The sequence below is a fragment of the Vibrio proteolyticus NBRC 13287 genome, from assembly GCF_000467125.1.
GTDB classification, from domain to species: Bacteria; Pseudomonadota; Gammaproteobacteria; order Enterobacterales; family Vibrionaceae; genus Vibrio; species Vibrio proteolyticus.
In genome coordinates, this window is the sequence record NZ_BATJ01000007.1 from 78,635 (window position 1) to 104,226 (window position 25,592).

The 25,592-nt window shown below is 48.5% G+C and carries 20 protein-coding genes; 10 read left to right on the forward strand and 10 right to left on the reverse strand.

What is annotated here, in order from left to right:
* Positions 1-62: 62 nt before the first annotated feature.
* On the forward strand, positions 63-2,132 hold the full coding sequence (helD, locus tag VPR01S_RS10205; RefSeq protein ID WP_021705245.1) for a DNA helicase IV: 2,070 nt from the start codon (positions 63-65) through the stop codon (positions 2,130-2,132).
* Between the two features lie 36 nt (positions 2,133-2,168).
* Here helD and VPR01S_RS10210 read toward each other — a convergent pair whose 3' ends face one another.
* Together VPR01S_RS10210 and torT are read right to left on the reverse strand one after the other, a co-directional pair.
* Positions 2,169-2,624, reverse strand: a complete 456-nt coding sequence (locus VPR01S_RS10210; RefSeq protein WP_021705246.1) for a methylglyoxal synthase — start codon at positions 2,622-2,624, stop codon at positions 2,169-2,171.
* Between the two features lie 17 nt (positions 2,625-2,641).
* The gene (gene torT, locus VPR01S_RS10215) at positions 2,642-3,664 is read right to left on the reverse strand and encodes a TMAO reductase system periplasmic protein TorT (RefSeq protein WP_021705247.1); all 1,023 of its coding nucleotides are present in this window, start codon (positions 3,662-3,664) and stop codon (positions 2,642-2,644) included.
* An 80-nt stretch (positions 3,665-3,744) separates the two neighbouring features.
* On the opposite strand from torT, the gene torS reads away from it, so the two are divergent.
* Positions 3,745-6,630 (forward strand): TMAO reductase system sensor histidine kinase/response regulator TorS, encoded by a 2,886-nt coding sequence (gene torS, locus VPR01S_RS10220; protein WP_021705248.1) that lies wholly within the window; start codon positions 3,745-3,747, stop codon positions 6,628-6,630.
* 12 nt (positions 6,631-6,642) lie between these two features.
* On the forward strand, positions 6,643-7,182 hold the full coding sequence (locus VPR01S_RS10225) for a GNAT family N-acetyltransferase (protein ID WP_021705249.1): 540 nt from the start codon (positions 6,643-6,645) through the stop codon (positions 7,180-7,182).
* Here VPR01S_RS10225 and VPR01S_RS10230 read toward each other — a convergent pair.
* The gene (locus VPR01S_RS10230; protein ID WP_021705250.1) at positions 7,160-7,804 is read right to left on the reverse strand and encodes a lysoplasmalogenase; all 645 of its coding nucleotides are present in this window, start codon (positions 7,802-7,804) and stop codon (positions 7,160-7,162) included. The genes VPR01S_RS10225 and VPR01S_RS10230 overlap by 23 nt on opposite strands.
* Before the next feature lie 101 nt (positions 7,805-7,905).
* Positions 7,906-9,054, reverse strand: coding sequence for an iron-containing alcohol dehydrogenase (locus tag VPR01S_RS10235; protein ID WP_021705251.1), 1,149 nt, complete (start codon positions 9,052-9,054; stop codon positions 7,906-7,908).
* A 156-nt stretch (positions 9,055-9,210) separates the two neighbouring features.
* Here VPR01S_RS10235 and VPR01S_RS10240 point away from each other — a divergent pair, with 156 nt between their 5' ends.
* Positions 9,211-10,101: an AraC family transcriptional regulator gene (locus tag VPR01S_RS10240; protein ID WP_021705252.1), complete on the forward strand. Its 891-nt coding sequence runs from the start codon at positions 9,211-9,213 to the stop codon at positions 10,099-10,101.
* A gap of 374 nt (positions 10,102-10,475) precedes the next feature.
* The gene (locus VPR01S_RS10245) at positions 10,476-13,613 is read left to right on the forward strand and encodes a chitinase C-terminal domain-containing protein (protein WP_021705253.1); all 3,138 of its coding nucleotides are present in this window, start codon (positions 10,476-10,478) and stop codon (positions 13,611-13,613) included.
* A 71-nt stretch (positions 13,614-13,684) separates the two neighbouring features.
* Here the strand turns inward: VPR01S_RS10245 and glgC are convergent, their stop codons facing one another.
* The 4 genes from glgC to fruB form a co-directional block, all read right to left on the reverse strand.
* The gene (glgC, locus tag VPR01S_RS10250; RefSeq protein WP_021705254.1) at positions 13,685-14,902 is read right to left on the reverse strand and encodes a glucose-1-phosphate adenylyltransferase; all 1,218 of its coding nucleotides are present in this window, start codon (positions 14,900-14,902) and stop codon (positions 13,685-13,687) included.
* A gap of 300 nt (positions 14,903-15,202) precedes the next feature.
* The gene (fruA, locus tag VPR01S_RS10255; RefSeq protein WP_021705255.1) at positions 15,203-16,948 is read right to left on the reverse strand and encodes a PTS fructose transporter subunit IIBC; all 1,746 of its coding nucleotides are present in this window, start codon (positions 16,946-16,948) and stop codon (positions 15,203-15,205) included.
* A gap of 18 nt (positions 16,949-16,966) precedes the next feature.
* Positions 16,967-17,917 carry a 1-phosphofructokinase gene (gene pfkB / locus VPR01S_RS10260; protein ID WP_040902581.1) on the reverse strand — a complete coding sequence of 317 codons (951 nt, stop codon included), beginning with the start codon at positions 17,915-17,917 and terminating at the stop codon, positions 16,967-16,969.
* A 10-nt stretch (positions 17,918-17,927) separates the two neighbouring features.
* Positions 17,928-19,073 (reverse strand): fused PTS fructose transporter subunit IIA/HPr protein, encoded by a 1,146-nt coding sequence (fruB, locus tag VPR01S_RS10265; protein ID WP_021705257.1) that lies wholly within the window; start codon positions 19,071-19,073, stop codon positions 17,928-17,930.
* Between the two features lie 316 nt (positions 19,074-19,389).
* Between fruB and cra the strand changes: the two genes are divergently transcribed.
* Complete coding sequence (gene cra / locus VPR01S_RS10270; protein WP_021705258.1) at positions 19,390-20,379, forward strand: catabolite repressor/activator; 990 nt, start codon at positions 19,390-19,392, stop codon at positions 20,377-20,379.
* A 29-nt stretch (positions 20,380-20,408) separates the two neighbouring features.
* Here cra and VPR01S_RS10275 read toward each other — a convergent pair whose 3' ends face one another.
* Together VPR01S_RS10275 and VPR01S_RS10280 are read right to left on the reverse strand one after the other, a co-directional pair.
* Positions 20,409-20,933 (reverse strand): hypothetical protein, encoded by a 525-nt coding sequence (locus VPR01S_RS10275; protein ID WP_021705259.1) that lies wholly within the window; start codon positions 20,931-20,933, stop codon positions 20,409-20,411.
* 96 nt (positions 20,934-21,029) lie between these two features.
* Complete coding sequence (locus VPR01S_RS10280) at positions 21,030-21,392, reverse strand: YgiW/YdeI family stress tolerance OB fold protein (RefSeq protein WP_021705260.1); 363 nt, start codon at positions 21,390-21,392, stop codon at positions 21,030-21,032.
* Positions 21,393-21,548: 156 nt separating this feature from the next.
* Here VPR01S_RS10280 and VPR01S_RS10285 point away from each other — a divergent pair, with 156 nt between their 5' ends.
* Genes VPR01S_RS10285 through modC form a run of 4 tightly spaced genes read left to right on the forward strand, consistent with a single transcriptional unit; the run spans position 21,549 to position 25,568 of the window.
* Positions 21,549-23,021 (forward strand): cobyric acid synthase, encoded by a 1,473-nt coding sequence (locus tag VPR01S_RS10285; protein ID WP_021705261.1) that lies wholly within the window; start codon positions 21,549-21,551, stop codon positions 23,019-23,021.
* Positions 23,018-23,761 (forward strand): molybdate ABC transporter substrate-binding protein, encoded by a 744-nt coding sequence (gene modA, locus VPR01S_RS10290; protein ID WP_021705262.1) that lies wholly within the window; start codon positions 23,018-23,020, stop codon positions 23,759-23,761. The genes VPR01S_RS10285 and modA overlap by 4 nt, the downstream gene beginning before the upstream one ends.
* A gap of 11 nt (positions 23,762-23,772) precedes the next feature.
* On the forward strand, positions 23,773-24,465 hold the full coding sequence (gene modB / locus VPR01S_RS10295; RefSeq protein ID WP_021705263.1) for a molybdate ABC transporter permease subunit: 693 nt from the start codon (positions 23,773-23,775) through the stop codon (positions 24,463-24,465).
* On the forward strand, positions 24,462-25,568 hold the full coding sequence (modC, locus tag VPR01S_RS10300) for a molybdenum ABC transporter ATP-binding protein ModC (RefSeq protein WP_021705264.1): 1,107 nt from the start codon (positions 24,462-24,464) through the stop codon (positions 25,566-25,568). Before modB ends, modC begins: the two co-directional genes overlap by 4 nt.
* The last annotated feature ends 24 nt before the right edge of the window (positions 25,569-25,592 follow it).

Genomic DNA, 25,592 nt, shown 5'->3' on the forward strand with positions numbered 1-25,592 from the left:
TTTTCATCCCTGATCCTGATTGTTATATCATGACGGCAACCGAATCGACAGGCAAAAAAGTAATGCAGCTAAGTGCTAATAAGACTGCAAAGTACCTTATTCAAAACGAATATCATCAAGTTGAGCTCGACAGCGAGCTGATTGTTTTATCTTCTGCGATGAGTGAAGAGCGGATTCCGTTCAATGTATGGAACGGAAAAGTGGCGCTCAAAAGGGGATTGCTGTGGGGAGAAATGAAATTTTTCGCCCATGAAGAGACCGGAGTGCAACGTGCCTGGGTCGTACAGGGATTGCCCTGGCGTCAGTGCCGAGAGTTTGCCCGCCATGCGGTAGCCAAGTACCAACACTGGCACAATGAACAGTGTCGTCAGTTGTCACAACATCTCCCTGAATGGGAAGAAGAGCTGACGCGTCTACGCCGTTTGCCGTCGTTCCTTTCTCATTCGAGTGTTGGACGCTGGATTGATACCGTGAATCAAAATTTGACCGGCATGCATATGTCTCTGGCTGAAGCATGTCAGAGAATGCCGGAGCGTATGGCTGCTCTGACGCCCTGGCTTGAAGACACGGATGAAACCTTATCAGAGCGTAACCACACTTGGCTTGAAAATGAGCGTCCCAATTGGGAAGTGCTCTTTTCGCAACTGGAGTCTTCACCACTTAACCTGTCTCAACAGTTTGCCGTGTTGCTGAACGACGATAATAACCTGATTCTGGCGGGGGCCGGTTCTGGCAAAACCAGTGTGTTGACCGCACGGGTCGCTTATCTGTTACAAAGCCACTTGGCACAGGCAGAAGATATCCTGATGGTAGCGTTTGGCCGTGATGCTGCGCAAGAAATGAGGCAGCGTTTAGACGATAAACTCGGTATGTCTACCGACGGTATCAGCGTGAATACTTTCCACCAGCTTGGCCTTAAGATACTGAATCAGGTTGAAGAAACGAGCGTGGTGGTTTCCCCTCTGGCAGTGGATGATAATCAGCGAAAAGCTTGGTGTATCGATTGGCTGAAGAAGCACTGGATGACACCAACCAATTTTAAACGTTGGCAGAAGCATCTCTCTCAATGGCCAATTGCTTATCTGGCTGGTGATGACGAGCTGGGTAGTCAGGTCGAGAACCCGAAATTGATCGCCTGGCTGGAGAAACAGATGATGCAATTGGCTGCAATGGGCGCGACCAAGAAAGATCTGCAAGAAAAACTGGTCAGCCATTCGGAATATACGCGCTTAAACAGCGAATTATCCCTAGTATGGCCATGCTATCAAGCCTGGCAACAAATGCTTAAAGAGACGGGCCAGATTGATTTCAACATCATGATTCGCCGTGCAACTCAGTATGTGAAACGTGGGCGTTATCGTCCAACGTGGAAATACATCATGATTGATGAGTATCAGGATATTTCACCAGAGCGACTTGAATTGATTGAAGCCTTGTGTGAAAAAGGCAAAGACACAGAGCCGTGTATTTTGTTTGCCGTTGGTGACGACTGGCAGTCTATTTATCAGTTTGCCGGTTCTGATGTCGACCTGACCACCGGCTTCGATTACCGCTTCCCGTATTCGACGGTGCATTATTTGGATACGACATACCGTTTTAATAACCAAATTGGTGATGTCGCGAATCAGTTTATTCAGGCTAACCCGGCTCAGTTGCCAAAAGCGCTACGCAGTCACAAGGAGCAGAAAGCCAAGGCAGTCTATACGGCACCGTCAAACAATGTTGAGAAGATTCTGGACCAACTGAATCGAAGCGCAAAAGGCAAGAAAACCGTGTTGTTACTTGGTCGTAATCATTACCACAAACCGGAGTTGTTGGCAGACTGGCAAAAACACTATGGGTTGCTATCGATAGAGTTCATGACGTGCCATGCAAGTAAGGGTAAAGAGGCTGACTACGTGATTATTCTTTCGGTGGATGAAGGGCAATTCCCGGCCAAAGAGAAATCATTGCACCTGGATGCGGCGTTGACCAAGTCGGATGATGATTTCCCGCACGCAGAAGAGCGGCGCTTGTTCTACGTTGCAATGACTCGGGCAAAAGAGAAAGTCTGGATTACGCACTCGGCCAGCGGGTCCAGTTTTGTCAAAGAGTTACTCGACGGAGATTACCCGGTGATCAAACAGAAATAGAAATAAACAAGCCCCGCATCGCGGGGCTTGTTTATATCAGGTACGATCGCTTAAATAGGCTTGATAGTCGGGCACTTCAATATCGACTTCTTCTTCGAGCAGAGAAGAGGAAAAAACAAACTTCGCCGACGCTCGGTTGGTGGCCACAGGAATGTTCCACACACTGGCAATACGCAAGAGTGCTTTTACATCCGGATCATGAGGTACGGCATTCAGCGGATCCCAGAAGAAAATCAGCACATCTATTTTCCCTTCAGAGATCAATGCACCGATTTGCTGATCGCCGCCCATTGGACCACTGATCATGCTCTTTATCGCCAACCCGGTTTCTTTACTCAGCATGCTGCCGGTGGTGCCCGTTGCGTAAAGGAAGTGACGTTGTAGCTTTTCTTTGTTTTCTTCAACCCAGCGCAGTAGTTCAGGTTTGCAGTTGTCGTGTGCGACCAACGCAATATGTTTGTGGGCTGGCATTGTACGTATGGTTTTCTTCATGTCTTGTCCTAACTTTCCTAATATGTGTCACGCGATTCGGGTTTGACCCGGAATACCGGTCGGTATTTGGACGGGGACAGCGAATCGCTGATCACACTCTCATCCAAATTCTCCGGTGTCAGGGGCGCGATGTCGGGGGCCTGAACGGGGGAGAATGGATTCCCGCTCAAATAATCATAAGCTTGCATCACTGACAAGCGGCCTTGTTCGACCATTTTATCTGTCGGCGAAAATTCAACTTTGTGCCGCAACAGACCACGATAGACGCCATGACTGAGATAGGTGGACACCAACCCAATTTCGTCAACTTTTCCGGCAGATCGTAGCTCACTGATGGCGGCCTCTATGGCGACGGCACTACCAACTATATAATCAATAGCTCCGTCTTCCACGGCTTTTTGCACAAAATTGCGTTGTAACTCTTTATCGTTGTCTGCCCATTCGGTGGCGACGATCTCGATACGGCTCTTTTTTATGGCCTGATAGAAACCTTCGATTACCGGTTTGGTTCCACCACTGGAGCGAGGCCCTGGTAGCAACAATACCCGAAGAGCGTCTGTTTTGGTTGCCGCTTGTTTTGCCAGGTATTGGCCGGACTGGAATCCCATCGAATACCAGTCTACGCCAACTTCTCCTTTCAGCGCTGATACACCAGCATCATTGAGATTGAGTTGATTGACGGTTGCAAAGATCGGCGTCGACCCTGCGAGCTGAGTTAAGGTATCGCGATACAAATCAGGTGCCACAGTCCCCAAAAGAATGGCGTCGGCTTTCCATTTTACGCATAAACGAATGTGCTCTTGCTGTTTTGCCTCATTCGGATAGCCACCCGCTTCCAGCACACGTAGGTCGACATTCAGTTTTCGCGCTTGCTCGACCATTCCGTAGTTTACCGACAGCCAGTAGGAATCTTTGAGATGCGGATAGAGCGCACACATTTTAAATACGGTGTTTGAGGAGGTGGCCGCCGACGCCTGTAGAGACGGTAAGATAAAAAGACATCCTACGACGAAAGAAAAGGAGCGTTTAGTCAGAGACATTGATCAATTCGTTGGCATAGCAGTGTAAACACTGCAAAAATATAGCGTATTCCCGCTGTGTAAAGAAGTGAAGTTTCAGAATGTTATTAGCCAGAGCCAGCATCGGTCGGAAATTGTTGTTCGCCTTTTTGATTATGGCGCTGCTGGTATTATCTTCAGCCTTAGTTGGGATGTTTGGCTTTTCATCGGTCGCCAGAACAGAGCGCAACGTGGTGAATTCAGCGATCCCGGCAATGATCGAAGCGCGTCAGGTCGCGGAATTAAGCTCCCGGATTATCGCGTCGGTTCAGGTATTGTCAAATGCAAAAACCGAGGTACAGCGTCAACAATCCGGCGACGCTTTGTTCAGCCAACTTCAAACTCTCCTTGAACATATCGGTGCGCTGGGTTCCGATTCTTTTGATGCCGGTTTGCTCGATAAACTGGCTGCCGATGTGCAAAACATCATTGATACTCTGGCGAACCTGGGAGTGTTGGTGGAAGAAAAACTTCAGCTTGCTGAAGACCTGAATGAACGAGTGAAGGAGATGCGTAAGATCGGCCTGGAGCTTGAGCAACTGACCCGCACACAGGTTTTGAATACCAGCACTATTGCCGTGGCCAATGTCACGCACATCTATGATCTGTTGGATAAGCAAGATACCACCGAAGCATATAAAGCCCTTGATGCGCTGGTGGAAGTCGATCTCGATCTTTCTGAACGTTTGCATGAATTGCACCTGCTTGCGTTTAAAATGCTCAATCAGATTGAGGAAACTCGCACTGTGACTGATGCTTCACGCATTCAGCACATTCGACAGGCGTTCTCTGAGAACCTCCTTATCATGATGCGGCGTGTTAAGGCGGTTGAGGATCCGACTCGATCACAGCAAATGGTTCAATTGTTGCGGCAACTGGAACAGAAGCAGCTGTTGTTTGATGTTTTACAGCAGCGCTATGACAATGAGCAGCAACTTCATCAATTAATGCAAGATACGCTAGCGCAGTTTTCAGCGCTTAACACCACCGTTAATCAATTGGTGGATGCGTCAAATCAGACGACAACTCAAGCCATATCGGAACTGAAAAGCACCTTACAGCTTGCTCAGATCGCTTTGTTGGCGCTGACGTTAGCGGGTCTGTTGGCGGCGGTCATCATTGTCTGGAAAGTGGTTTACATTTCAGTGGTTAAACGTTTGAACCGGTATTCGCAAGCGTTGTTATCCATCGCAAAAGGCCAGCTTAAATTGGATATTGAAGCTGAGGGGCATGACGAACTGGCGCAAATGGGACGAGCGATTATCACCGCCAGAAATACCGCTCAGGCATTAAAGATCGTGGCGGAAAGTGAAGCGGAGGCAAAGCGAGAGCTGCTGCAACACAAAGAGCATCTGGAAGAGTTGATAACGGAACGAACCGGCCAGCTTCAGCAGGCCAATCAGCAGTTGAATCAGGAAGTGACGAATCACGCCAAGGCCAGAGCCGATGCGGAGCAGGCCAGCCGCGCAAAATCGGCGTTTCTCGCCACGATGAGTCACGAAATTCGTACGCCGATGAATGGGGTATTGGGTACCGCGCGTCTATTGCAGGAATCCTCGCTGGATCGGAAGCAACGTCACTATGTCGATGTGATCAATCGCAGCGGCAAGACCTTGTTGGCTATCCTCAATGACGTCCTGGACTATTCGAAAATTGAAGCCGGATATCTCGAAATTAGGCCAGACGATTTTAATCTCCGCAGCATGGTGACTGACGTTGCCGAGTTGTACAAAGGACGAGCGGAAGAAAAAGGATTAGAGTTGACCGTGACATTGGAATCCGAACTTGCTCATGATTGGTTCGGGGATAGGACACGCATCAGCCAGGTCCTGACGAATTTGATTGGCAACGCAATTAAATTTACTGAAAACGGTTATGTGGACGTTTACATCAGTGAAGACCCAGATAACCAAGGGCAGTTATTGTTTGATGTTAGCGACTCAGGGGTAGGGATTTCAGCCGAAGAACAACGAACCTTATTTGACGCATTTACCCAGGCGTCAAGTGGTATCTCCAGCAGAGGCGGAACTGGATTAGGTCTTGCCATTAGTAAGCGTATCGTTGAGGCCATGGGCGGCGCGATTTTTGTTGAATCGGAACTGGGTCAGGGAAGTCGGTTCGGCTTTACCATTCCACTGACCCAGGGGCATTCTCAGCAACAGCAGGAAACGCCATATAGCGCGGACAAGAAAGCTTCGGTATTGCTGATAGAAGATAATGATGTTAACAGTCTGGTTGCTGAAGGCTTTTTGACAAGTCTTGGCCATGACGTGACTCTGGCTGAAGATGGACATCAGGCTAAAGAAGCCTTTGTGGCTCACCGTTTTGATATCGTCTTGCTGGACATCAACCTGCCGGACATCAATGGTGTTGAGTTGCTGAAAGAACTGCGTGAGATGGATTTGTCCATTTCTAGTGACGTTGTCACTAAGTATGTGGCTGTTTCTGCACATGTGTTTCGTGAAGAGGTGGAATCCTACTTAGAAGCAGGCTTTGATGGGTACTTACCCAAACCCTTGGATAAAGATGAACTTTCTGATTCTATCCAGCAAGCATTGGCAGGAAATTACGTAACAGCAGGGGCTGAGAACACGCCCAATGAAAGCCATGATGATGATGTAATATTGGATACCTCGGTGATTGACTCTGATATTCGTATTTTAGGACTTGATAAAGTTCAGGAAATCATCAGTATGTTTGAGACGACAGCTAAACAAACCGTTGCTTATCTGGACGCGTCCGCTTGCAGGCATGATCAGGATGGCGTGACAGCGCTGGCACATAAACTCAAAGGGTCGGCGGCGAGTCTGGGTCTGAACACTCTGATGGCATTGTGTCGTGATATCGAAACCAGCAAAACCGCATGCCAGGACTATTCAGTCAATCGTTTCCGCCTGGAAACATTGCTTATTCAGTCAACTCAGGCACTCAAGGACTATACCCAATAACCGGAGAATTTTATGCTCAATATTGAATCAGCCAGACTATCTATGACTCAGTTAACAAAGGACGACTGGGCATTGTTTCAGCGTCTTCATCAAGATGAGAAAGTGATTCGATATGCATTTGATAAGCCGGAAGTTGAAGACATTCGCCGTCGGTTTGAGTCACGCTTGCCTGTCTGGCAGTGGGGATCAAAACATTGGTTGTGTCTGGTTATTCGTGAACAATGGTCTGGGAAAGCAATCGGCGTAACCGGGTTATGCGTTTCAGAAGAAGGCGAAGCGGATGTCGAGATTGGCTATATGCTATTGCCGGAGTCCCACGGGTTGGGTTATGGCACCGAGTCGTTGGTGGCTTTAGTCAGGCATGTTGAGCAAAATTTCCCGGTAGAAAAAATTTCGGCGATCGTCACAGACGGCAACATCGCTTCACGTAAGGTGTTGGAAAAATGTGGCTTTAAGTTATTTGAGAGAGAGAAAAACGCCTACCAAATTGGCGGCGTTTTATACGATGATTTAATTTATCGCTACCTGGTTAAAACGTCAGAACCCGCGTAGAAAGCGCGACCGCAGAGAGCGTAATTAAAGCTTGTGCTGTGTAATATGTAACCATGATGACGTGGCGGGAAAATTTTGAGGTTGAGCGGAAACGGTCAATCGCCAGCACTAGATCAGACAACATGAAAATGAACGCCCCCATCATGGCAAGGCTCGCTGACTGACTGCCAATGTCGTGCCAGTATTCCATCGCGCACCATGTCATAACCATGATGACCAAGATATAGAAGGCCACCGGAATGGCCATATTGCCAAGGTTTGGCAGCAGGAAAAGAAACACGATCACGCCGCTGCACAGCAACAAGATAGGAATCCAGTGAGTGATTTGCGGGTTGGCAAACTCAGAAAACCCAATGGCATAGGCAATATGCGCCAGTAAAAAGCTCAGCAAACCGGGGACGAACTTGTCTTTAGGGTGCATCAGAAACACATCCCCGATAGCGGACAAAACTAAGCCTGCAAGAATCCACTGCGCGTATCCCAGTGAGGCAATATCGGAATGGAAGATAACCGCCATCATCAACACTATGGGTGTTGGTTTGGATAGGTAAAAGATCCATTTAGGGCCACGATCAATAGATAGAATATGAATAAGTGCTGTGAGTCCGATTGCCAGCCACATAGGTGCTCCGTTAATAAAAAAGCAGTGTACGTTTTGTACACTGCTTTTTATTTTATCGCTTACGTGGCTAAAAGCGACTGATAATTCATACTTATTTGAATTTACGCGATGGCTTCTTCAAGGATCTTACGCGAAACGGGCAACGTGATTGCCTGATGTTCACCAAGTTGGGTCATACCGTGCGCTTCGAGTTGGGAAATCACCGCTTCGATGGCTGCGTTTTTATCGTCACCATGTTCCGTCAGTTTGGTTGGTACGTTCAACGAAAGATAGAAGGCTTCTATGGCATCGATAGTTTGCTCGGCCAGGTGAGCGGATTGAGCCAATCCAAATACATTGCGACCCATCTGTTCGAGTTTGGCGCGTTTCACGTCAAGCTGATTTCTCAACAACGATGGTTGAATAATTGCTAACGAGCGTGCGTGATCGACGCCCCACAGAGCGGTTAACTCATGGCCAATCATATGCGTTGCCCAGTCATGAGGCACACCACTGCCGATCAAACCATTGAGCGCTTGGTTGGCGGAGTACATCAGATTGGCGCGCCAGGTGTCATTGTCGCGTTGGTCGAACTGTTCACCCAGAGTTTTAAGGTTACGCAATAATACCTCTGCGTAGCCATCCTGAACCATCGCATCACCCGTCATGGTCAGGTATTGTTCACAAACATGAACCCAGGCATCAACGATACCATTTAACAACTGACGCTCAGGCAGGGTTTTCATCACATCTGGATCCATGACGGCGAACTTAGGCTGAACCGCCGGAGACATAAACGGAAGTTTATCGTGGGTTTCTGCTTTGGTGATCACCGCCCCCATGTTGGATTCTGAACCGGTTGCTGGCAGTGTGAGGATAGCGCCAATCGGCAGGGCTTCCGTCACCTGGTGTTTCCGGGTCATGATGTCCCAGCCATCACCGTCATACTTTGCCGCCGCCGCAACGTACTTGGAACCATCAATGACGGATCCACCGCCGACGGCAAGGATAAAGTCGATCGCTTGTTCTTTTGCGATAGCTACCGCTTTGTCCAGAGTTTCTTTGGTTGGGTTCGGCTCAACCCCGGAAAATTCAGTCCACTGATGATGTTGTAGGGCGTCGACAACCTGATCGTAAACGCCGTTTTTCTTAATCGAGCCACCGCCATAAATAACCAGGACTTTTTGCTGCTGAGGAATTGTCGTCGCGACTGATGAAATTTGCCCCTGACCGAATATGATTTGTGTTGGGTTGACGTATGTAAAGTTCATTACTTTCCCTTTTTGATGGTGTGCAATGGATTTTCATAAATGGAATGTGTGCATATTAGTCCTTGAGGATGGAGCTTTAAATACCAATTTCTCCATTTATATTGCCTATTTCTACAAATTCGATAATCTATTGTACAGTTCGATAGGGAGGGGCTTATGAAAAGTCTTGGTCAACTGCTGCAAGTGTACATAGACAAACATCATCTTGATGAGCTGGAAGGAATTGCACCGACGGCGATTCGCGGCGTAACGGTTTATCGCAGTAGCACGGGCAATAAGCGCACACCATTTGTTTATCAGTCTGGCATCATTATTTTGGGCCAGGGATGTAAGAATATACATATCGGCAATGTGCCCGTGTGTTACGGGCCAGAGGACTATCTGGTGGTGGGGGTTCCGATGCCGCTCGAGTGTGAAGCGCATGCTGTGGATGGTAAACCGCTGTTGGGACTCAATATCGATATTGATCCTAAACTGCTACATCGTATGGTGAACAAACTTGAGGCTATTGGTTATCGCCACTCTCCGCGCACGGGACATAAACAGGGGCCTGGTTTACGATCCGTTCATATGAATGACAGGATGCTGAGTTCCTGCAAGCGTCTGGTGGAAGCACTGTGTGATGATCTGGAGGCCGAAATGTTGGGAGAAATACTGTTGGAGGAAATGGTGTTTCGCGCATTGACCAGCGAAGAGGGGTACGTGCTGTTTGATCTGGCGCAGCATGAGGGGGCCTATGCACGGGTTGCCAAAGCGCTCAATAAAGTTCACAAAGATTATTCGTCCACACTGACGGTTCAGGCGTTAGCGGAAGAAGCAAGCATGAGTATTTCCGCGTTTCACACTGCTTTTCGCTCTGTGACGCTTGAATCACCATTGCAATACATCAAAAAGGTGCGACTCAATAAGGCCAGAGAACTGATTCATTTTGAAGGACGTCGTGTGAATGATGCGGCACGTTTGGTGGGTTATACCAGCTCGTCGCAGTTCAGTCGTGAGTACAAACGTCATTTCAACGAGACACCAAGTGGAGTGAGAGCGAACTGACTCGCAACTTTTATAAAAGAGGAAACTAACCTGTTGGTTGTTTACTGTTTTTTAACAATTTGGTTTGATGCATAATTCTCTTAACCCCTATAGAGATCTAGTCAATCTCGCTCCAATAGCCCGCATTTTCATCATGAAATGCGGGCTTTTTTTAGATGCTCAAAATAAAAGAAAATAAGTTATCGATGCAAATTAAGTAGGGTGGCGTTACATTGCCACAACAATATATTGCGAGTGATTATATAAATATCACATATTTTGCGTGTAATTTTCGTTAACTCTCCTAGAGTTGTTTTACTTGAGATTTTAAGTGTTCTTACAGAACTGAGAATATTTATTTTTATGTGAAACAACTACTTAAGGGAAAGGCAATTATGCATCGTAACGGAAAAGTAGGCAAAAGCGTGTTTACGCTCAGCACTTTGACAGCATCCTGCTTGATGGCATTCGGCAGCTACGCAGCCGTTGATTGTACTGGCGTTCCAGAATGGGATGCAGGAACAATCTACAACGGCGGCGAACAAGTACAACAAAACGGTACCGTCTACCAGGCAAACTACTGGACTCAGGCAAATGATCCAGAAACCTCAAACGGTGATTACGCACACTGGAAAGTCATTGATACCTGCGATACCGGGCCAATCGACCCGAATGAGTCGCCAAGCGCCTCGCTACTCAGTCCGTTAGCCTCAGATCAAATTACCGAGGGTGACGTTGTCACTCTTTCTGCAAGTGCTCAAGACACTGATGGTACAGTTGCGCGCGTCGACTTTATGGTTGATGGCGTGGTGGTGCAGCAAGTCAGCAGTGCGCCATATTCAGCGTCCTGGACGGCAACCGCAGGCCGTCATACTTTCGCTGTGATGGCATATGATGATAAAGACGCCGTTAGCCCAGAAAGTTCGGTGACGCTGACAGTATCGTCTTCGCAGCCTGGTAATGAATCGCCAACGGTGAGCGTTGCAGTATCTGCGACACAAGTTGAATTGGGAGAGGTGGTCACCTTGACGGCTGATGCTGCTGATACCGATGGCAGTGTTGACAAGGTTGATTTCTATGTAGCCGGAACATTGGTCGGTACAGTTGCCAGTGCACCGTACTCACTGGACTATACGACGACGCAAAGCGGTGCTTTGGCTGTTTACGCGAAAGCGACGGATAACCTTGGCGCCAGTACAGATTCGTCTCTGGTGACGCTTACCGTGAATGGCGCACCGAGTGTTGCAAATTGTCGCCCGGATGGTCTGTATCAGACCGAAGGTGTGAACGTTCCTTACTGTACGATTTATGATGAGGAAGGCCGTGAGAAAATGGGCGTCGATCACCCTCGACGTGTCATTGGTTACTTTACCAGTTGGCGTAGCGGTGATGATCCTCAAGCTGCCTATTTAGTGAAAGACATTCCATGGGAACAACTGACGCACATTAACTATGCCTTCGTCAGCATCGGTTCAGACGGAAAAGTGAATATCGGTGATGTTAATGACCCGAACAACGCCGCTGTAGGCAAAGAGTGGAATGGCGTTGATATTGACCCAGCCCTTGGTTTCAAAGGTCACTTTGGCGCTCTGGCAACTTACAAAGAGCGCTATGATGTGAAAACCCTGATTTCGATCGGCGGCTGGGCAGAAACTGGCGGTCACTTTGACACCAATGGTGAGCGTATTGCAGATGGTGGTTTCTACACCATGACAACCAATGCAGATGGTTCTATCAACCATGCCGGTATTGAGAAATTTGCGACGTCTGCTGTCGAAATGATGCGTAAATATAAGTTTGACGGCTTGGATATCGACTACGAATACCCAACGTCCATGGCGGGGGCGGGCAACCCATATGACAAAGACTTCATGGAACCACGTCGCCAATATTTGTGGGCGTCTTATCAAGAGTTAATGAAAGTTCTTCGCGCCAAGCTGGATGCAGCGTCGGCTCAAGATGGTCACCACTATATGCTGACTATCGCGGCGCCGTCTTCGGGTTATCTGCTGCGTGGTATGGAAACGTTTGATGTGACCAAATACCTTGACTACGTCAACATCATGTCTTATGACCTGCATGGTGCATGGAACGATCACGTGGGACATAATGCGGCGTTGTATGATACTGGTGAAGATTCAGAGCTGGCTCAGTGGAGTGTTTACACCACAGCGCAGTACGGTGGTATTGGTTACCTGAATACCGATTGGGCTTACCACTATTTCCGTGGCTCTATGCCTGCGGGCCGTATCAATATCGGCGTTCCTTATTATACTCGCGGATGGCAAGGTGTAACGGGTGGCACTGATGGCCTGTGGGGCCGTGCAGCACTACCAAATCAGTCTGAATGCCCGGCAGGTACTGGGGAGGGCGAGAAAAACAACTGTGGTTACGGTGCTGTCGGCATCGACAATATGTGGCACGACACCGATCCTAAAGGCAACGAAATGGGGGCTGGTTCTAACCCGATGTGGCATGCCAAAAACCTTGAGAAAGGCATTTGGGGTTCTTACGCAGAAGCGTATAAGCTGGATCCAGTTAATGACCCAACCGATCAATTGGTTGGTCAGTACACCCGTCATTACGACAGCGTAGCGGTGGCACCATGGCTGTGGAACAACGATAAGAAGGTTTTCCTTTCGACCGAAGATGAAGCGTCGGTCAACGTTAAAGCTGACTACGTTATTGACCAGGAAATTGGCGGTATCATGTTCTGGGAGCTGGCGGGTGACTACAACTGCTATGTTCTGGATGCCAATGGAAATCGCACCAGTGTTGATGAAACGGAACAGGCTTGTGCAACCGGCAATGGTGAGTATCACATGGGTAACACCATGACCAAGGCTATCTACGATAAGTTCAAATCGGCGACACCTTACGGAAATAAAGTTGCCACGGGTGCTATTGCTACAGAAGCAGTGGATATTGCAGTGTCTGTTGGCGGGTTCAAAGTGGGTGATCAAAACTACCCAATTAATCCGAAGATCACGTTTACCAACAACACCGGACAATCCATCCCTGGTGGCACAGAGTTCCAGTTTGATATTCCTGTATCGACACCGGACAACGCAAAAGATCAGTCGGGAGGCGGCTTACAGGTGATTGCATCAGGCCATAGCCGTGGTAACAATATTGGTGGCTTAGATGGTACGATGCACCGTGTTGCGTTCTCACTGCCATCATGGAAGGAACTACCGGCTGGAGGAACGTATGAACTGGATATGGTGTACTACCTGCCAATCTCTGGCCCTGCGAACTACAGCGTGAAGATCAACGGCGTGGATTACGCCTTCAAGTTTGAACAACCTGACTTACCACTGGCCGATCTTTCCAGTGGCAACAATGGCGGAGATAACGGTGGCGGTGACACCGGAAGTGGTACGGTAATTCAGTGGGAGCCGGGTGTCACTCAAGTTAGCAACGGCGATACCGTGACGTACAACAGCAAATGTTTTGTCGCGAAAAACAATCCTGGAACATGGGATACACCAACCCAGTCAAACTGGTTCTGGGACGAAGTGACTTGTCCTTAATCCGAAGTAAAAAAGAGCCACCAAACGGTGGCTCTTTTATTGATACGCAAGATTCGCTCTACTACTCTTTTTCAAGAGAATTGATAGCTCTCCGGAACCACAACAATTCCTTTTTCTGAGATATGGAAACGCTGCGCATCTTCCAGGCGGTTTAAACCTATCTGAGTCTCGGGCGGGATCTTCACGTGCTTGTCTATAATGCAGTTGACCAACTGGCAACCTGCGCCGACTTCGACATCGTCAAATAAAATACTGTCCACGACTGTGGCGCCATCATTGATCTTAACACTCGATGAAATGATCGAGTGCTGAACAGAACCTCCGGAATTAACGACCCCGTTAGAAATCATGGAGTTAATGAATATTCCTTCATTCCCCGAACCTGAGGAGACCGTTCGGGCAGGCGGTAGCTGAGGTTCATAAGTTCGTATTGCCCAGTTGGGTTGGTAGAGATTCATCGGAGGAACCGGCTCGAGCAAGTCCATATTAGCTTCATAGAAGGAGTCAATGGTTCCCACGTCGCGCCAGTATTTATCTGCCGCGACTCGTCCCTTATCCCGGCCGAACTGGTAAGCGTAGACGCCTTGCTGACCGATCAGTTTCGGAATGATATCCTTCCCAAAGTCGTGACTCGAATCCTCTAGATGGGCGTCTTCTTCCAGTGCTGCCTGCAATGTACTCATATTAAAAATATAGATACCCATTGATACCAGACTACGCGTGGGGTTATTTGGCATTGAAGGGGGATTGTCTGGCTTTTCGACGAATGAGGTGACACGATGCGAGTCATCAACCGCCATAACGCCAAACGCACTGGCTTCATCTACCGAAACGTCCATGCACGCAACGGTCAACTCGGCACCCGTTTCTTTGTGTTCTTGTAGCATGGCGGCATAGTCCATGCGATAGATATGGTCTCCAGATAACACAACTACGTACTCAGCGTCGCTGCGACTGAGCAACCACAGGTTATGGTAGATCGCGTCAGCCGTTCCTTCGTACCATTTGCCACCTTTACGCATCTGTGGGGGCACTACAGTAATAAATTCGCCCAGCTCTGGGTTAAAAATAGACCAGCCGTCACGCAAGTGCTTTTGTAGTGAGTGCGACTTATATTGAGTTAGGACAAGAATACGTCGTAGGCCGGAATGAAGGCAGTTGGTTAACGTAAAATCAATGATGCGGTATTTCCCTCCGAAGGGGACGGCAGGTTTGGCGCGGTCATCCGTGAGAGGGCTGAGTCGTGATCCCATTCCTCCGGCGAGTACAACGGTAAGAGTATCTTGCATCTTGGTTCTCCCTGAAACAGTGCAATGTATTTTCCTTTTTGGTACCCGCTACAAGATTTAAGCCAATCCAAGTACGCTTTAATAATCATGAATATACTTAACGTGCTTTACCTCATTGCACCAAATGCGTGAACGGTCATGTGGCAATTGCACTCTATTGGCGCGGCACGACCTGGCGGAAAATATCTGCTGTGTGATAACGGTTTACTCCCACAGTGTAGTTGCCTACAGGAGAGTTAGATAAAAAAGCACCTCCGGAAAGGAGGTGCTGAATGCCTGAATAGTCGGGGGTAGGCAAATTTACGCTTCGGCAGGTTTGTTGGCTTTGCTGCCACTGCGATTTTTCATAAATGCATAGCCAAAGCCAGTAACCAGTGTACCGGCAGCGATCGCAACCAAATACATCAGTACCGGTGTTATCGCATTTGGGATTAACAGCACAAACAGACCACCGTGAGGTGCCATTAGTTTCGCGCCAAACAACATAGATAGAGCACCAGTCAGTGCGCCACCTGCCATACAGGCTGGAATGACTCGCATAGGGTCTTTTGCTGCAAATGGAATCGCACCTTCGGAGATAAAGCACAGCCCCAGAACAAAGGACGCTTTACCTGCCTCACGTTCGCCCGCTTCAAATTTATCTTTGGCCAGGAAGGTCGCCAGCCCCATGCCCAGTGCCGGAACCATACCGGCCGCCATAATCGCCGCCATTGGTGCATAAGTCTGAGAGGCCAGCAAGCCGACCCCAAATGTGTATGCAGCTTTGTTAACTGGACCGCCCAGATCAAAGCACATCATTGCGCCCAGAATAACACCCAACAGCACGGCATTCGCTGAGCCCATGTTGTTTAGGAACTCTGTCATTGCAGCCATGATGCCAGACACTGGACCACCCACCACGTAAATCATGACAAGGCCGGTGAACAAGCTCGCAATGAACGGAATGATCAGAATAGGCTTAAGGGCTTCCATCGATTGAGGTAGCTTGACATTATCTGCGATAAATTTAGCTGAGTAACCCGCGATGAAGCCTGCGGCAATACCGCCCAAAAAGCCTGCGCCGGTCGAGCTAGCTAACATTCCGCCAATAAGGCCAGGTGCCAGACCCGGACGGTCGGCGATAGAAAACGCAATATACCCTGCAAGTACCGGGATCATCAGAGCAAACGCTGAACCACCGCCAATGCTCATTAGCGCCGCCGCCAGTGTCCCTTCTTCTTTGAAGGCTTCAATACCAAACACAAACGAAAGGGCAATGATCAGACCACCCGCAACCACGACAGGCAGCATATGTGAAACCCCTGTCATCAGGTGTTTATACACGCCTTTTTTCTCTTCAGTAACACCACTGCCTGTGCTCGTGCCAGTACTGTGGTGATAAACTGTGGCTTCATTGAAGGCCTTGTCGAGTTCTTGTTCGGTTTTCTTCAGTGCCAAACCGGTACTGGTTTTATACATAGATTTACCAGAGAAACGATCAAGTGGCACTTCAATGTCAGCGGCAATGATGACCAGATCAGCCTGAGCGATGTCTTCTTCGGTTAACTGATTTTTCGCGCCAACAGAACCTCGGGTTTCTACTTTGATTTGATACCCTCGACGAGTGGCTTCTTCCTCCAGTGCTTCCGCCGCCATAAATGTGTGAGCCACGCCTGTTGGGCAAGCAGTGATCGCCACGATTTTTTTGCTGGCTGATGAATCAACCTGAGCTGGCGAAATAGTGGTGGTTGCAGTCGTGAGTAATTCCGCTTTGGCCGCTGCTGTTTGTAGAAACGTTTTTGGGTCATGAGTGCATGCACTGATGTCAGCACGGTAGACTTTCTTGCCGACAAAACGCGTGTCATCGACTGGCGTATTCGCTGCAATCACAATCACGTCTGCATCGTTGATTTTTTCTGAGTTTATTGGCTGAGAATCGAGTACCGACGACTGGCATTCGATCGAAGCATTCCACTCCAGCGCTTTCGCTGCTTTGTCCAGCAGACCGGCAGCAATAATGCTGTTGGCCACGCCGCTAGGGCAGGCTGTGATAATCGCTATATTCATAATATCGACCTTTGTCCTTTAGCTTTCTACTGGAGAAAGCGGTTGTACTTTTACTTGTTTTTGTAGGGATTGAACTTCTTGGATGTCGTCCACACCAACACCTATCTGGCTAACGGCGAGGGCAGATAAAGCCGTTGCGAACGACAGTAATTCGGTTTTCGGCAGGTTCTGCATATGGCCCCAGCAAAGCCCGGCAACTAAGGTATCTCCGGCACCCACAGTGCTAACGACTTGCATGCGAGGAGGCTGTGCGCGTAACCACTCATTTTGATTGAGCCACATGACGCCATCAGCTCCCATGGAGACCACGATATTGTCGATGCCTTTCTCGGAGAGTGTCATTGCCGCCGACTGACACTCCTCTGCAGAAGTCAGTGTTCGGCCAACAAAGTCTGACAGCTCTTCATCATTTGGTTTAATCAGCCATGGGTGAGCGTCCAAGCCCGCACTTAAGGCAGCACGGCTTGAGTCGAATAAAACTTTTTTGCCTTTGCTGTGTAAGAGTTTTATCCAACGGGCGCACTGCTCGGGGCTCACTCCTTTAGGCAAACTGCCGGCGAGCACAAAGAACTCATGATCTTCGCAAAGCGCAAGCAGGGTGCGTTCAAATTCAGCCATCGCGGATTCGGTGACCGTCACGCCGGGAAAGTTGATGTCGCTGACCGAACCGTTGTGTTCAACTAATTTGACGTTGATACGAGTCGAGCCTTCAACCCGCACAAAGCGATCATTTGCGCCCATTTGAGCAAACAATTGGCAGAACATTTCTTGGTTATCCCGGCCGAGAAAACCGGTGACGGTAACTTGTGCGCCCAGGTCAGATAAGACTTTAGCGACATTCACACCTTTGCCTGCCGCATGCAGATCGCTATGACTGACCAGGCTTACCGAGCCGGGATTCAGCGTGTCGAGGCTTCCGGTTAAATCTAAGGCCGGATTTAACGTTATCGTGACGACTTTATTGACCATACTCAGCACCTCAACCTTCACCCAAACCTGATTCTATCGCTGTGCCAATGGCGGTCAGCGCCTGCTGAGCGTCTGGTCCCTCGGCGGTGAACTGTAACTGATGTCCGTGTTTCACGCCCATGGCGATCACTTTCATCAGGCTCTTGGCATTCACCGGTTTGGCATCACCATCCAAATTGGCCACCTTGATGGTTGATTCGAATTTTTTCGCTTCGGCGACGAGCATCGCTCCCGGACGGGCGTGTAGACCATGCGAGTTGCGAATTTTGAAGATCGCCGTGTTACCGAAAGAGGCTTCTTGCGTGTCATTTGATGCTGCTTCCTCTTCTCCGCTAAATAGAGTAAGCAGTTGATCGGCGGATGCGCTCAGAATCGAATCTTGTCGACCTTCAAAGACCAGTTGGCCGAGAATGTCGAGTTGTTTCTGGTGTGCAGCGTTGCATGCAGCAAAAGCGATTAAGCCTTTCACAGGTGCACCTTCATATTCACAATGATTTGCTGTGGTAACCAGTGACATACCGGTACGTTTGACCGCTTTGTTTGAACTGGTTAACCACAGTCCTTGTCCAAGATGAGTGGGGGACTTGGTCACGAGTTCAGCGACAAATTCATTGTCTGCACATCCAGTATTTTTTAACAGGCCTCCCGCTACCGCCGTCATTTGCACCATATCACTGGCAGGGAAGGAGAGTTGGATCAAGGATGCGTCAAAATCAGCTTCAAGCTGAACTTCACCGTTCAGCAGTGCAATAATGTCATTGGCACTGCCGGCATTTTTTAAGCGTTCTTCAACACCGTCTGCGGAAAGCACTTTCGTCAGTTGTTTCAGGATGCCCAGATGTTCATCAGATTTTGCAGCGATACCAATCGCGATGTATGCCGTATTACCGTCGCCCCAGTCAACGCCGTGAGGAAAGTGTTGGATGGCAACGCCAGTATGATTAACCATATCGCGAGTGTCTGTTGTGCCATGTGGGATCGCGATTCCATTTCCAAGAAAGGTTGAATTTTGCGCTTCGCGGTTGAGCATACCTTCAACGTACCCGTCGGCCACCAACCCCTTATCTGAGAGTTGCTGTGCAATCGCGCGGATCGCATCCTGCTTTGAGGAATGCGATTGATTAAGCGTGATATCCTGAATAGTTAACTGGAGCATAATTGCCTCTTATATTCTGCTTATCAGCAACAGAGCGCTGATGTGTTCTATCCCTCGAGTGCGCAGCTGAACCTTACTGAACGGCTAGCTGAATCGTTTCAGCACTCTTTCAAAAAAATTCAGCAAAACACACGCATCAAAATATGAGTGTAGGTGCATTTGCTGATTATTGATTGATTTCCTCAATCTATTTCACAAATTTGATTTTGCTGAATCCTTTCAGCTTTTATGCTGAAACGTTTCAGCTTATAATGCAAATAATCCTAAGATCGAATGTGGTGATATTTGATCAACACCACAAATTAAAGGCACTGATATGACACTTGATGAAATAGCCAGATTAGCCGGTGTGTCGAAAACGACGGCCAGTTATGTCATCAATGGTAAGGCCCAGAAATATCGGATTAGTGAAAAGACTCAGCAAAAAGTTATGGCGGTGGTTGAGGCTCACAATTATCGTCCGGATCACGCCGCAACCTCATTGCGGGCAGGGAACAGTCGATCCTTTGGTCTGATCATTCCGGATCTGGAGAACACCAGTTATGCACGTCTGGCAAAACTGCTTGAGCAAAATTCGCGTAGCGCAGATTACCAGATTCTGATTGGTTGCTCTGATGACAATCCAGAAACGGAAAAGAAAGTCGCAGATGCGTTAGTGAGTCGTCGTATTGATGCGTTGTTTGTTGCCAGTGCGATGCCAGACGCGAGCGAGTTTTACCTCGCGTTACAAAAATCGGGTACACCGGTGATTGCGATTGACCGTCCTTTAGACGACGAATATTTTTCGTGTGTTATCAGTGAAGATTTCGGCGCAGCATTTGAATTAACACAATCTTTAGTATGTGACGGCGTCACTAATTTTGGATTAATTGGCGCATTGCCAGAACTTAATATCTCCCGTGAGCGTCAATTGGGATTTGAAGCCGCGGTCAAAAAAGCAGGACAACGCTTTCAGGTCGGCTATGGTCAACACTTCAACCGTGAAGATGGTAAAAAAGTGTTTGAAGAGTGGGTAAGCGATAATACTATCCCTCAGGCTCTTATTACAACGTCATACACGCTGCTCGAAGGCGTTTTGGATGTGTTGTTTGAGCACCCCGAGTTAATGCACCGGATACAGTTGGCCACTTTCGGTGACAACCGTTTACTGGATTTCCTACCGATAAAAATTAACTCTCTACCACAACAGTTTGAGTTAATCGCCGACAGTGCCCTTGAGCTGGCATTAAATGCGACGGCCAAGCGCTACAACCCCGGAATAGAATTGATACCGAGAAAAATTGTGGTAAGGCAACAAAAAAGGTAGCGTCGGCTACCTTTTCCTTTGTCACAGACTTAGTATTGGAAGCGAACCGACATGACAGCCTGCGGGCCATACACACCATTGTTGCGAGCTTCGGCTGATAAAGACAATTGATTGGTGGAGTGGAAACGCACCCCGGCATGAAACACAGAGCGTTCATCATTTTTACCGATGCGGCCGGTTGCCTCTAGTTGATCGCTTAGCCACAGACGTACACCAATGTTAATTTCTGCTTGTGTATTGTTGTCATCACCGTCTTCTTCTGACTCCTGGATATTGTGTACCAACAGTTGTCCGTATACATCGGCAAATTGGTTGATCGGACCGTTAAACCCAATACCCGCCGCAGCGTCCCAGTCGTGATCCAACTTTGAATCAATCCGGCCAACCAGGTGAAGGTTTTCAGTGATCAAAGTACTGGCTTCTACACCAGCGGTTTCCGGACTCATTCCCATGCGCACTTCGAAAAAGTTGTAGTCAAAATTGTTGGCTTGTGCGGAAAGAGGCAGAGAGCTTGCCAGCGCTGCCAGGCAGACAGCGAAACGTTGTTTGTTCATTACAACTCCAGATGGATGTGATTGATTTTTGGCGTTAATAAAAAGGTCTGCAAAAAGCAGACCAGTTTACCAATCTGGAGCTGTATTCGAACGACTTTACAGCAGTTGAACCTGCTCGACTTCAATTTCCGGTGTTTGACCACCTTCAAACTCGCCGTATAAACGCACTTTAGTCTCTGCATTGAGCGGTGTGTTGAAATGAATGTCATCATCGAATTCGATTTGGACTTCGCCATCACCATCAGAAAAAATGAAGGTGTCTTTACGAACCTGACGCAGCAAATGGCCTTCTACCACGACATCTTTTTCTGTGAACATATTGGCATCGGCCAGCAGTTGTTTCACAGAACTGACTTCTACCGGACCGTTGTATTGGATGCCTGTCTGAGTAGAGTTGGCCAGGGCAAGAGCTGGTGACAGGGTTAGAGCGGCAGTAAGTGCAATTATCGTCTTTTTCATCTTTTGTGTCCTTATATATGGTTGTTTGATGGTGGAATTACAACACGCAGCACTTGAACCCTTGGTGAGTAGGCCATTCATACTCTATTCATTTATTGAGACACCAGCAGGGATGTGAGTATTATAGAGGCGTAGATTTAAGTTTTTGGAATAGTTATGGATTTATCACCTCGCACTCTGATGGTTCAGGGGACAACGTCTGATGCAGGGAAAAGTGCGTTAGTGGCAGGCTTATGCCGTGTGCTGAACAGAAAAGGGGTAAACGTTGCCCCTTTCAAGCCGCAAAATATGGCACTTAACAGTGCCGTCACTCCTGATGGCGGCGAAATAGGACGCGCGCAGGCTGTTCAAGCCCAGGCATGTCGTATTGATCCATCCGTGCATATGAATCCGGTCTTGCTCAAGCCAAACTCAGATACAGGGGCGCAGGTCATCTTGCAGGGGAAGGCGATACAGGACATGGAAGCGGTGGGCTACCAAAATTATAAGCAGATTGCGTTGCCCACGGTTCTGGAGTCTTTTGATATTTTATGTCGTGAGTATGACTGTGTGGTTGTTGAAGGTGCCGGTAGCCCGGCAGAGATCAACTTGCGAGAAAACGATATCGCGAACATGGGGTTTGCAGAAGAGGCTGACGTTCCGGTGATCATCATTGCCGATATCGATCGGGGCGGAGTGTTCGCGCATTTATTCGGTACGCTGGCGCTTTTGTCTGAATCAGAGCAGCAGCGCGTCAAAGGCTTTGTCATCAACCGTTTTCGCGGGGATATTTCGCTTTTGCAACCGGGCTTGGATTGGTTGGAAAAAACAACCGGCAAACCTGTGATCGGGGTTCTGCCTTATCTTCATGGTTTTAACTTAGAAGCGGAAGACGCCATCACTACCCAACAAAATCTGAATTCAGGCGCTAAGTTAAATGTTGTCGTCCCTGTTTTTACTCGGATCAGCAATCATACCGATTTCGATTCATTGCGTTTAAACCCTGATATCAATTTACGTTATGTGGGTAAAGGTGAACGCCTCAGCCATGCTGATTTGATCATTTTGCCTGGGACAAAATCGGTCCGCGCAGATCTGGCGTACCTCCGAGAGCAGGGATGGGATAAAGACATTCAGCGCCATCTGCGCCTAGGGGGAAAAGTCATGGGGATTTGCGGTGGCTACCAGATGTTGGGACGTACTATTGATGACCCATACGGCGTAGAAGGCCCTGCTGGAGTCAGCCGTGGACTTGAACTATTGAGCGCTGAAACGGTATTAACTAAGCAAAAAGCGCTCACTAATGTGACCGGGTCACTTACTTTGAACACCCGGTCCGTTCCCGTCAAAGGCTATGAAATACATGTTGGTCGCACTCAAACCTCTGGATCGAGCCCTGTGATCTTGGATGCTGCCACAACAGACGGTGAAATCAGTGATTGCAATCAAATCTTTGGGACCTATCTGCACGGTATATTAGACAGCCCTGAAGCACTGCAACTGATTTGTGAGTGGGCAGGGTGTGAAGCCGTAAAGCTGCAATCACATGAAACAATGAAAGAACAAGCGATAGACCAAATTGCCGACGCTGTTGAGCAGTGTCTCGATTTGAGTTTGTTATGGCCCCAGCTACAAAAGAGTGCACAATGAAAGTACCTTATATAGCAACGTTTGTTGCGCTAACCATCAGTTTTTCCGCATCCGCTGAGGACGTGCGCATTTATGCTGCTTCTTCCATGACAAATGTGTTGAATGATTTGATCACCAGTTATGAAAGTAGTCATGATGGCATCAAGGTTGTTCCCGTTTACGCCGGATCGTCAGCGCTAGCACGTCAGATAGAGAATGGCGCGCCGGCGGATGTGTTTGTCTCAGCCAATGAAAAGTGGGTTAACTATCTGATCAATAAAGAGATGATAAATAGTGACGCTGTCACTGAGTGGGCATCCAACAAACTGGTTGTGATAGAGCCGAAAGGTGGCGATACGAATTTGGTGTTGGAGAGTGCCGACTCCTGGATTCATGCGTTAGGTCCAACCCGACTGGCGATAGGCAACACACAGGCCGTTCCGGCCGGCATTTATGGTCGAGAGAGTTTAGAAGCTCTGAAGGTTTGGCCAGAGCTTGAAAAACATCTGGCTCCGACCAGCAATGTACGCTTGGCGCTGGCATTGGTAGAGCGTAAAGAGTCCAATCTCGGCATTGTTTATAAAACAGATGCGTTGCTGTCGGACAAGGTCAGCATTGTTCGGGAATTTGACGATAGCTTGCATACGCCCATACGTTATCCCATGGCGGTCTTCAATCAGGATGCGCAAACCCAGGCTTTTGTCGATTACCTCAACGGCGAACAAGGTAAAGCGATCCTCGATAAGTACGGATTTAACTAAGAGCATAAGCATTGTTATCTGAATATGAATACCAAGCTCTGCTGCTGAGCTTAAAAGTCGCGTTTTACGCCATCGTATGGTTAATACCGATCGGTATTGCGTTGGCCTGGATGTTGGCGCGTAAGCAATTTATAGGTAAAGGCTTACTCGATAGCCTGATTCACCTACCTTTGGTGCTTCCTCCCGTTGTGATCGGCTACTTGTTGCTTGTCCTGATGGGCAGGCAAGGTATATTGGGAGCGTGGCTGGCAGAACATTTTGGTTTAGTCTTCAGTTTCAGTTGGAAAGGCGCCACGCTCGCATGTATTGTGGTGGCGCTTCCTCTAATGGTGCGCTCGATTCGTCTTAGTTTAGAAAGTGTCGACACGAAACTAGAGCAAGCTGCAGCAACACTGGGAGCTTCTTCATGGCGGGTATTCATGACAATAACCTTACCACTCACGATTCCCGGCATCATAACTGGTACGATGTTGTCTTTCGCACGTAGCCTAGGTGAGTTTGGCGCTACCATCAGCTTTGTTTCCAACATTCCTGGCGAAACACAAACCATTCCTCTGGCAATGTATAATTTTATTGAAACCCCCGGTTCTGAGCTCGAAGCGGCACGTTTGTGCGCCATCTCTATCGTGATCGCATTAGCGTCACTACTCATCTCGGAATGGATGGCACGTCGGACAGCGAAACGTCTGGGGGCCGTGCGATGACATTGCTTCGGGTAAAATATTGCCTGGTATTGGGCGACACGCACTTTGACATTGATTTGGATTTACCAGCAAGCGGCATTACCGCCATATTTGGCCGCTCCGGAGCCGGAAAAACCTCTTTAATCAACGTGGTTGCAGGCCTATTGCGACCAGATGAAGGTGAGATAGTGGTTCAAGACCGAACGTTGTTTTCGTCATTGAAGAACCTTGATGTACCAGTCCACAAACGTAACGTTGGCTATGTGTTTCAGGATGCGCGTTTGTTCCCTCACTACCGGGTGAAAGGCAATCTGCTTTATGGCGTTAAGAAGATGGATCCTGACCACGTGGAAACCATCATCAAGTTGTTAGCCCTTGAACCGTTGTTAGACCGCTTTCCAAGCGAGCTGTCTGGCGGAGAACAGCAGAGAGTGGCCATTGGCCGAGCGCTACTGGCAAAACCGGATATCTTGTTAATGGACGAACCTCTCGCCTCTCTGGATATGCCACGTAAACGTGAAGTGATGCCATTTCTGGAAGAACTAGCCGATCGGGTTCAAATCCCAATTCTGTATGTCACTCACAGCTTGAATGAGATCCTAAGACTGGCGAACTATTTAGTGATCATCGACGACGGTCAGGCGGTGACTTCTGGACCGGTAGAACAGGTTTGGTCAACCAAAGCAATGCGCCCTTGGCAGTCTTTTTCTGATCAAAGCTCTTTGTTTGAAGCTTCAATCGAGACGCACAATGACGACTACGCGTTGAGTCAGCTTAAGTTGGCGACGGGTGTTCATCTTTGGGTTCAGCGAATAGATGCTCTAGTGGGCACATCGGTCCGTCTTCAGGTCAGGGCCAATGACGTCTCACTCGCTTTGGAGAAACCGCGCTCGACTTCTATCCGGAATATATTACCGGCTGAGATTGTGGAGCTAGAAACTCGTCGCCATGGAGGCGATAAGCAAAGCGTGGCGATAAAACTGGCGTTGGGTGAAGGGTGCTGTCTATGGGCCACGGTAACTGCCTGGGCCAGAGATGAACTTGGCTTACATGTCGGGATGCAGGTGTTTGCCCAGGTTAAAGGGGTGAGCGTGACGCAACGGGATGTTGCCTTAACGCACTGAAATAAAAAAGCCGCGGTGAACGCG

Excerpts from the sequence above, each read along its gene's own strand:
- helD (WP_021705245.1), top strand. The coding sequence starts at position 63 with ATGCAGCTAAGTGCTAATAAGACTGCAAAGTACCTTATTCAAAACGAA.
- VPR01S_RS10210 (WP_021705246.1), bottom strand. The coding sequence starts at position 2,624 with ATGAAGAAAACCATACGTACAATGCCAGCCCACAAACATATTGCGTTG.
- torT (WP_021705247.1), bottom strand. The coding sequence starts at position 3,664 with ATGTCTCTGACTAAACGCTCCTTTTCTTTCGTCGTAGGATGTCTTTTT.
- torS (WP_021705248.1), top strand. The coding sequence starts at position 3,745 with ATGTTATTAGCCAGAGCCAGCATCGGTCGGAAATTGTTGTTCGCCTTT.
- VPR01S_RS10225 (WP_021705249.1), top strand. The coding sequence starts at position 6,643 with ATGCTCAATATTGAATCAGCCAGACTATCTATGACTCAGTTAACAAAG.
- VPR01S_RS10230 (WP_021705250.1), bottom strand. The coding sequence starts at position 7,804 with ATGTGGCTGGCAATCGGACTCACAGCACTTATTCATATTCTATCTATT.
- VPR01S_RS10235 (WP_021705251.1), bottom strand. The coding sequence starts at position 9,054 with ATGAACTTTACATACGTCAACCCAACACAAATCATATTCGGTCAGGGG.
- VPR01S_RS10240 (WP_021705252.1), top strand. The coding sequence starts at position 9,211 with ATGAAAAGTCTTGGTCAACTGCTGCAAGTGTACATAGACAAACATCAT.
- VPR01S_RS10245 (WP_021705253.1), top strand. The coding sequence starts at position 10,476 with ATGCATCGTAACGGAAAAGTAGGCAAAAGCGTGTTTACGCTCAGCACT.
- glgC (WP_021705254.1), bottom strand. The coding sequence starts at position 14,902 with ATGCAAGATACTCTTACCGTTGTACTCGCCGGAGGAATGGGATCACGA.
- fruA (WP_021705255.1), bottom strand. The coding sequence starts at position 16,948 with ATGAATATAGCGATTATCACAGCCTGCCCTAGCGGCGTGGCCAACAGC.
- pfkB (WP_040902581.1), bottom strand. The coding sequence starts at position 17,917 with ATGGTCAATAAAGTCGTCACGATAACGTTAAATCCGGCCTTAGATTTA.
- fruB (WP_021705257.1), bottom strand. The coding sequence starts at position 19,073 with ATGCTCCAGTTAACTATTCAGGATATCACGCTTAATCAATCGCATTCC.
- cra (WP_021705258.1), top strand. The coding sequence starts at position 19,390 with ATGACACTTGATGAAATAGCCAGATTAGCCGGTGTGTCGAAAACGACG.
- VPR01S_RS10275 (WP_021705259.1), bottom strand. The coding sequence starts at position 20,933 with ATGAACAAACAACGTTTCGCTGTCTGCCTGGCAGCGCTGGCAAGCTCT.
- VPR01S_RS10280 (WP_021705260.1), bottom strand. The coding sequence starts at position 21,392 with ATGAAAAAGACGATAATTGCACTTACTGCCGCTCTAACCCTGTCACCA.
- VPR01S_RS10285 (WP_021705261.1), top strand. The coding sequence starts at position 21,549 with ATGGATTTATCACCTCGCACTCTGATGGTTCAGGGGACAACGTCTGAT.
- modA (WP_021705262.1), top strand. The coding sequence starts at position 23,018 with ATGAAAGTACCTTATATAGCAACGTTTGTTGCGCTAACCATCAGTTTT.
- modC (WP_021705264.1), top strand. The coding sequence starts at position 24,462 with ATGACATTGCTTCGGGTAAAATATTGCCTGGTATTGGGCGACACGCAC.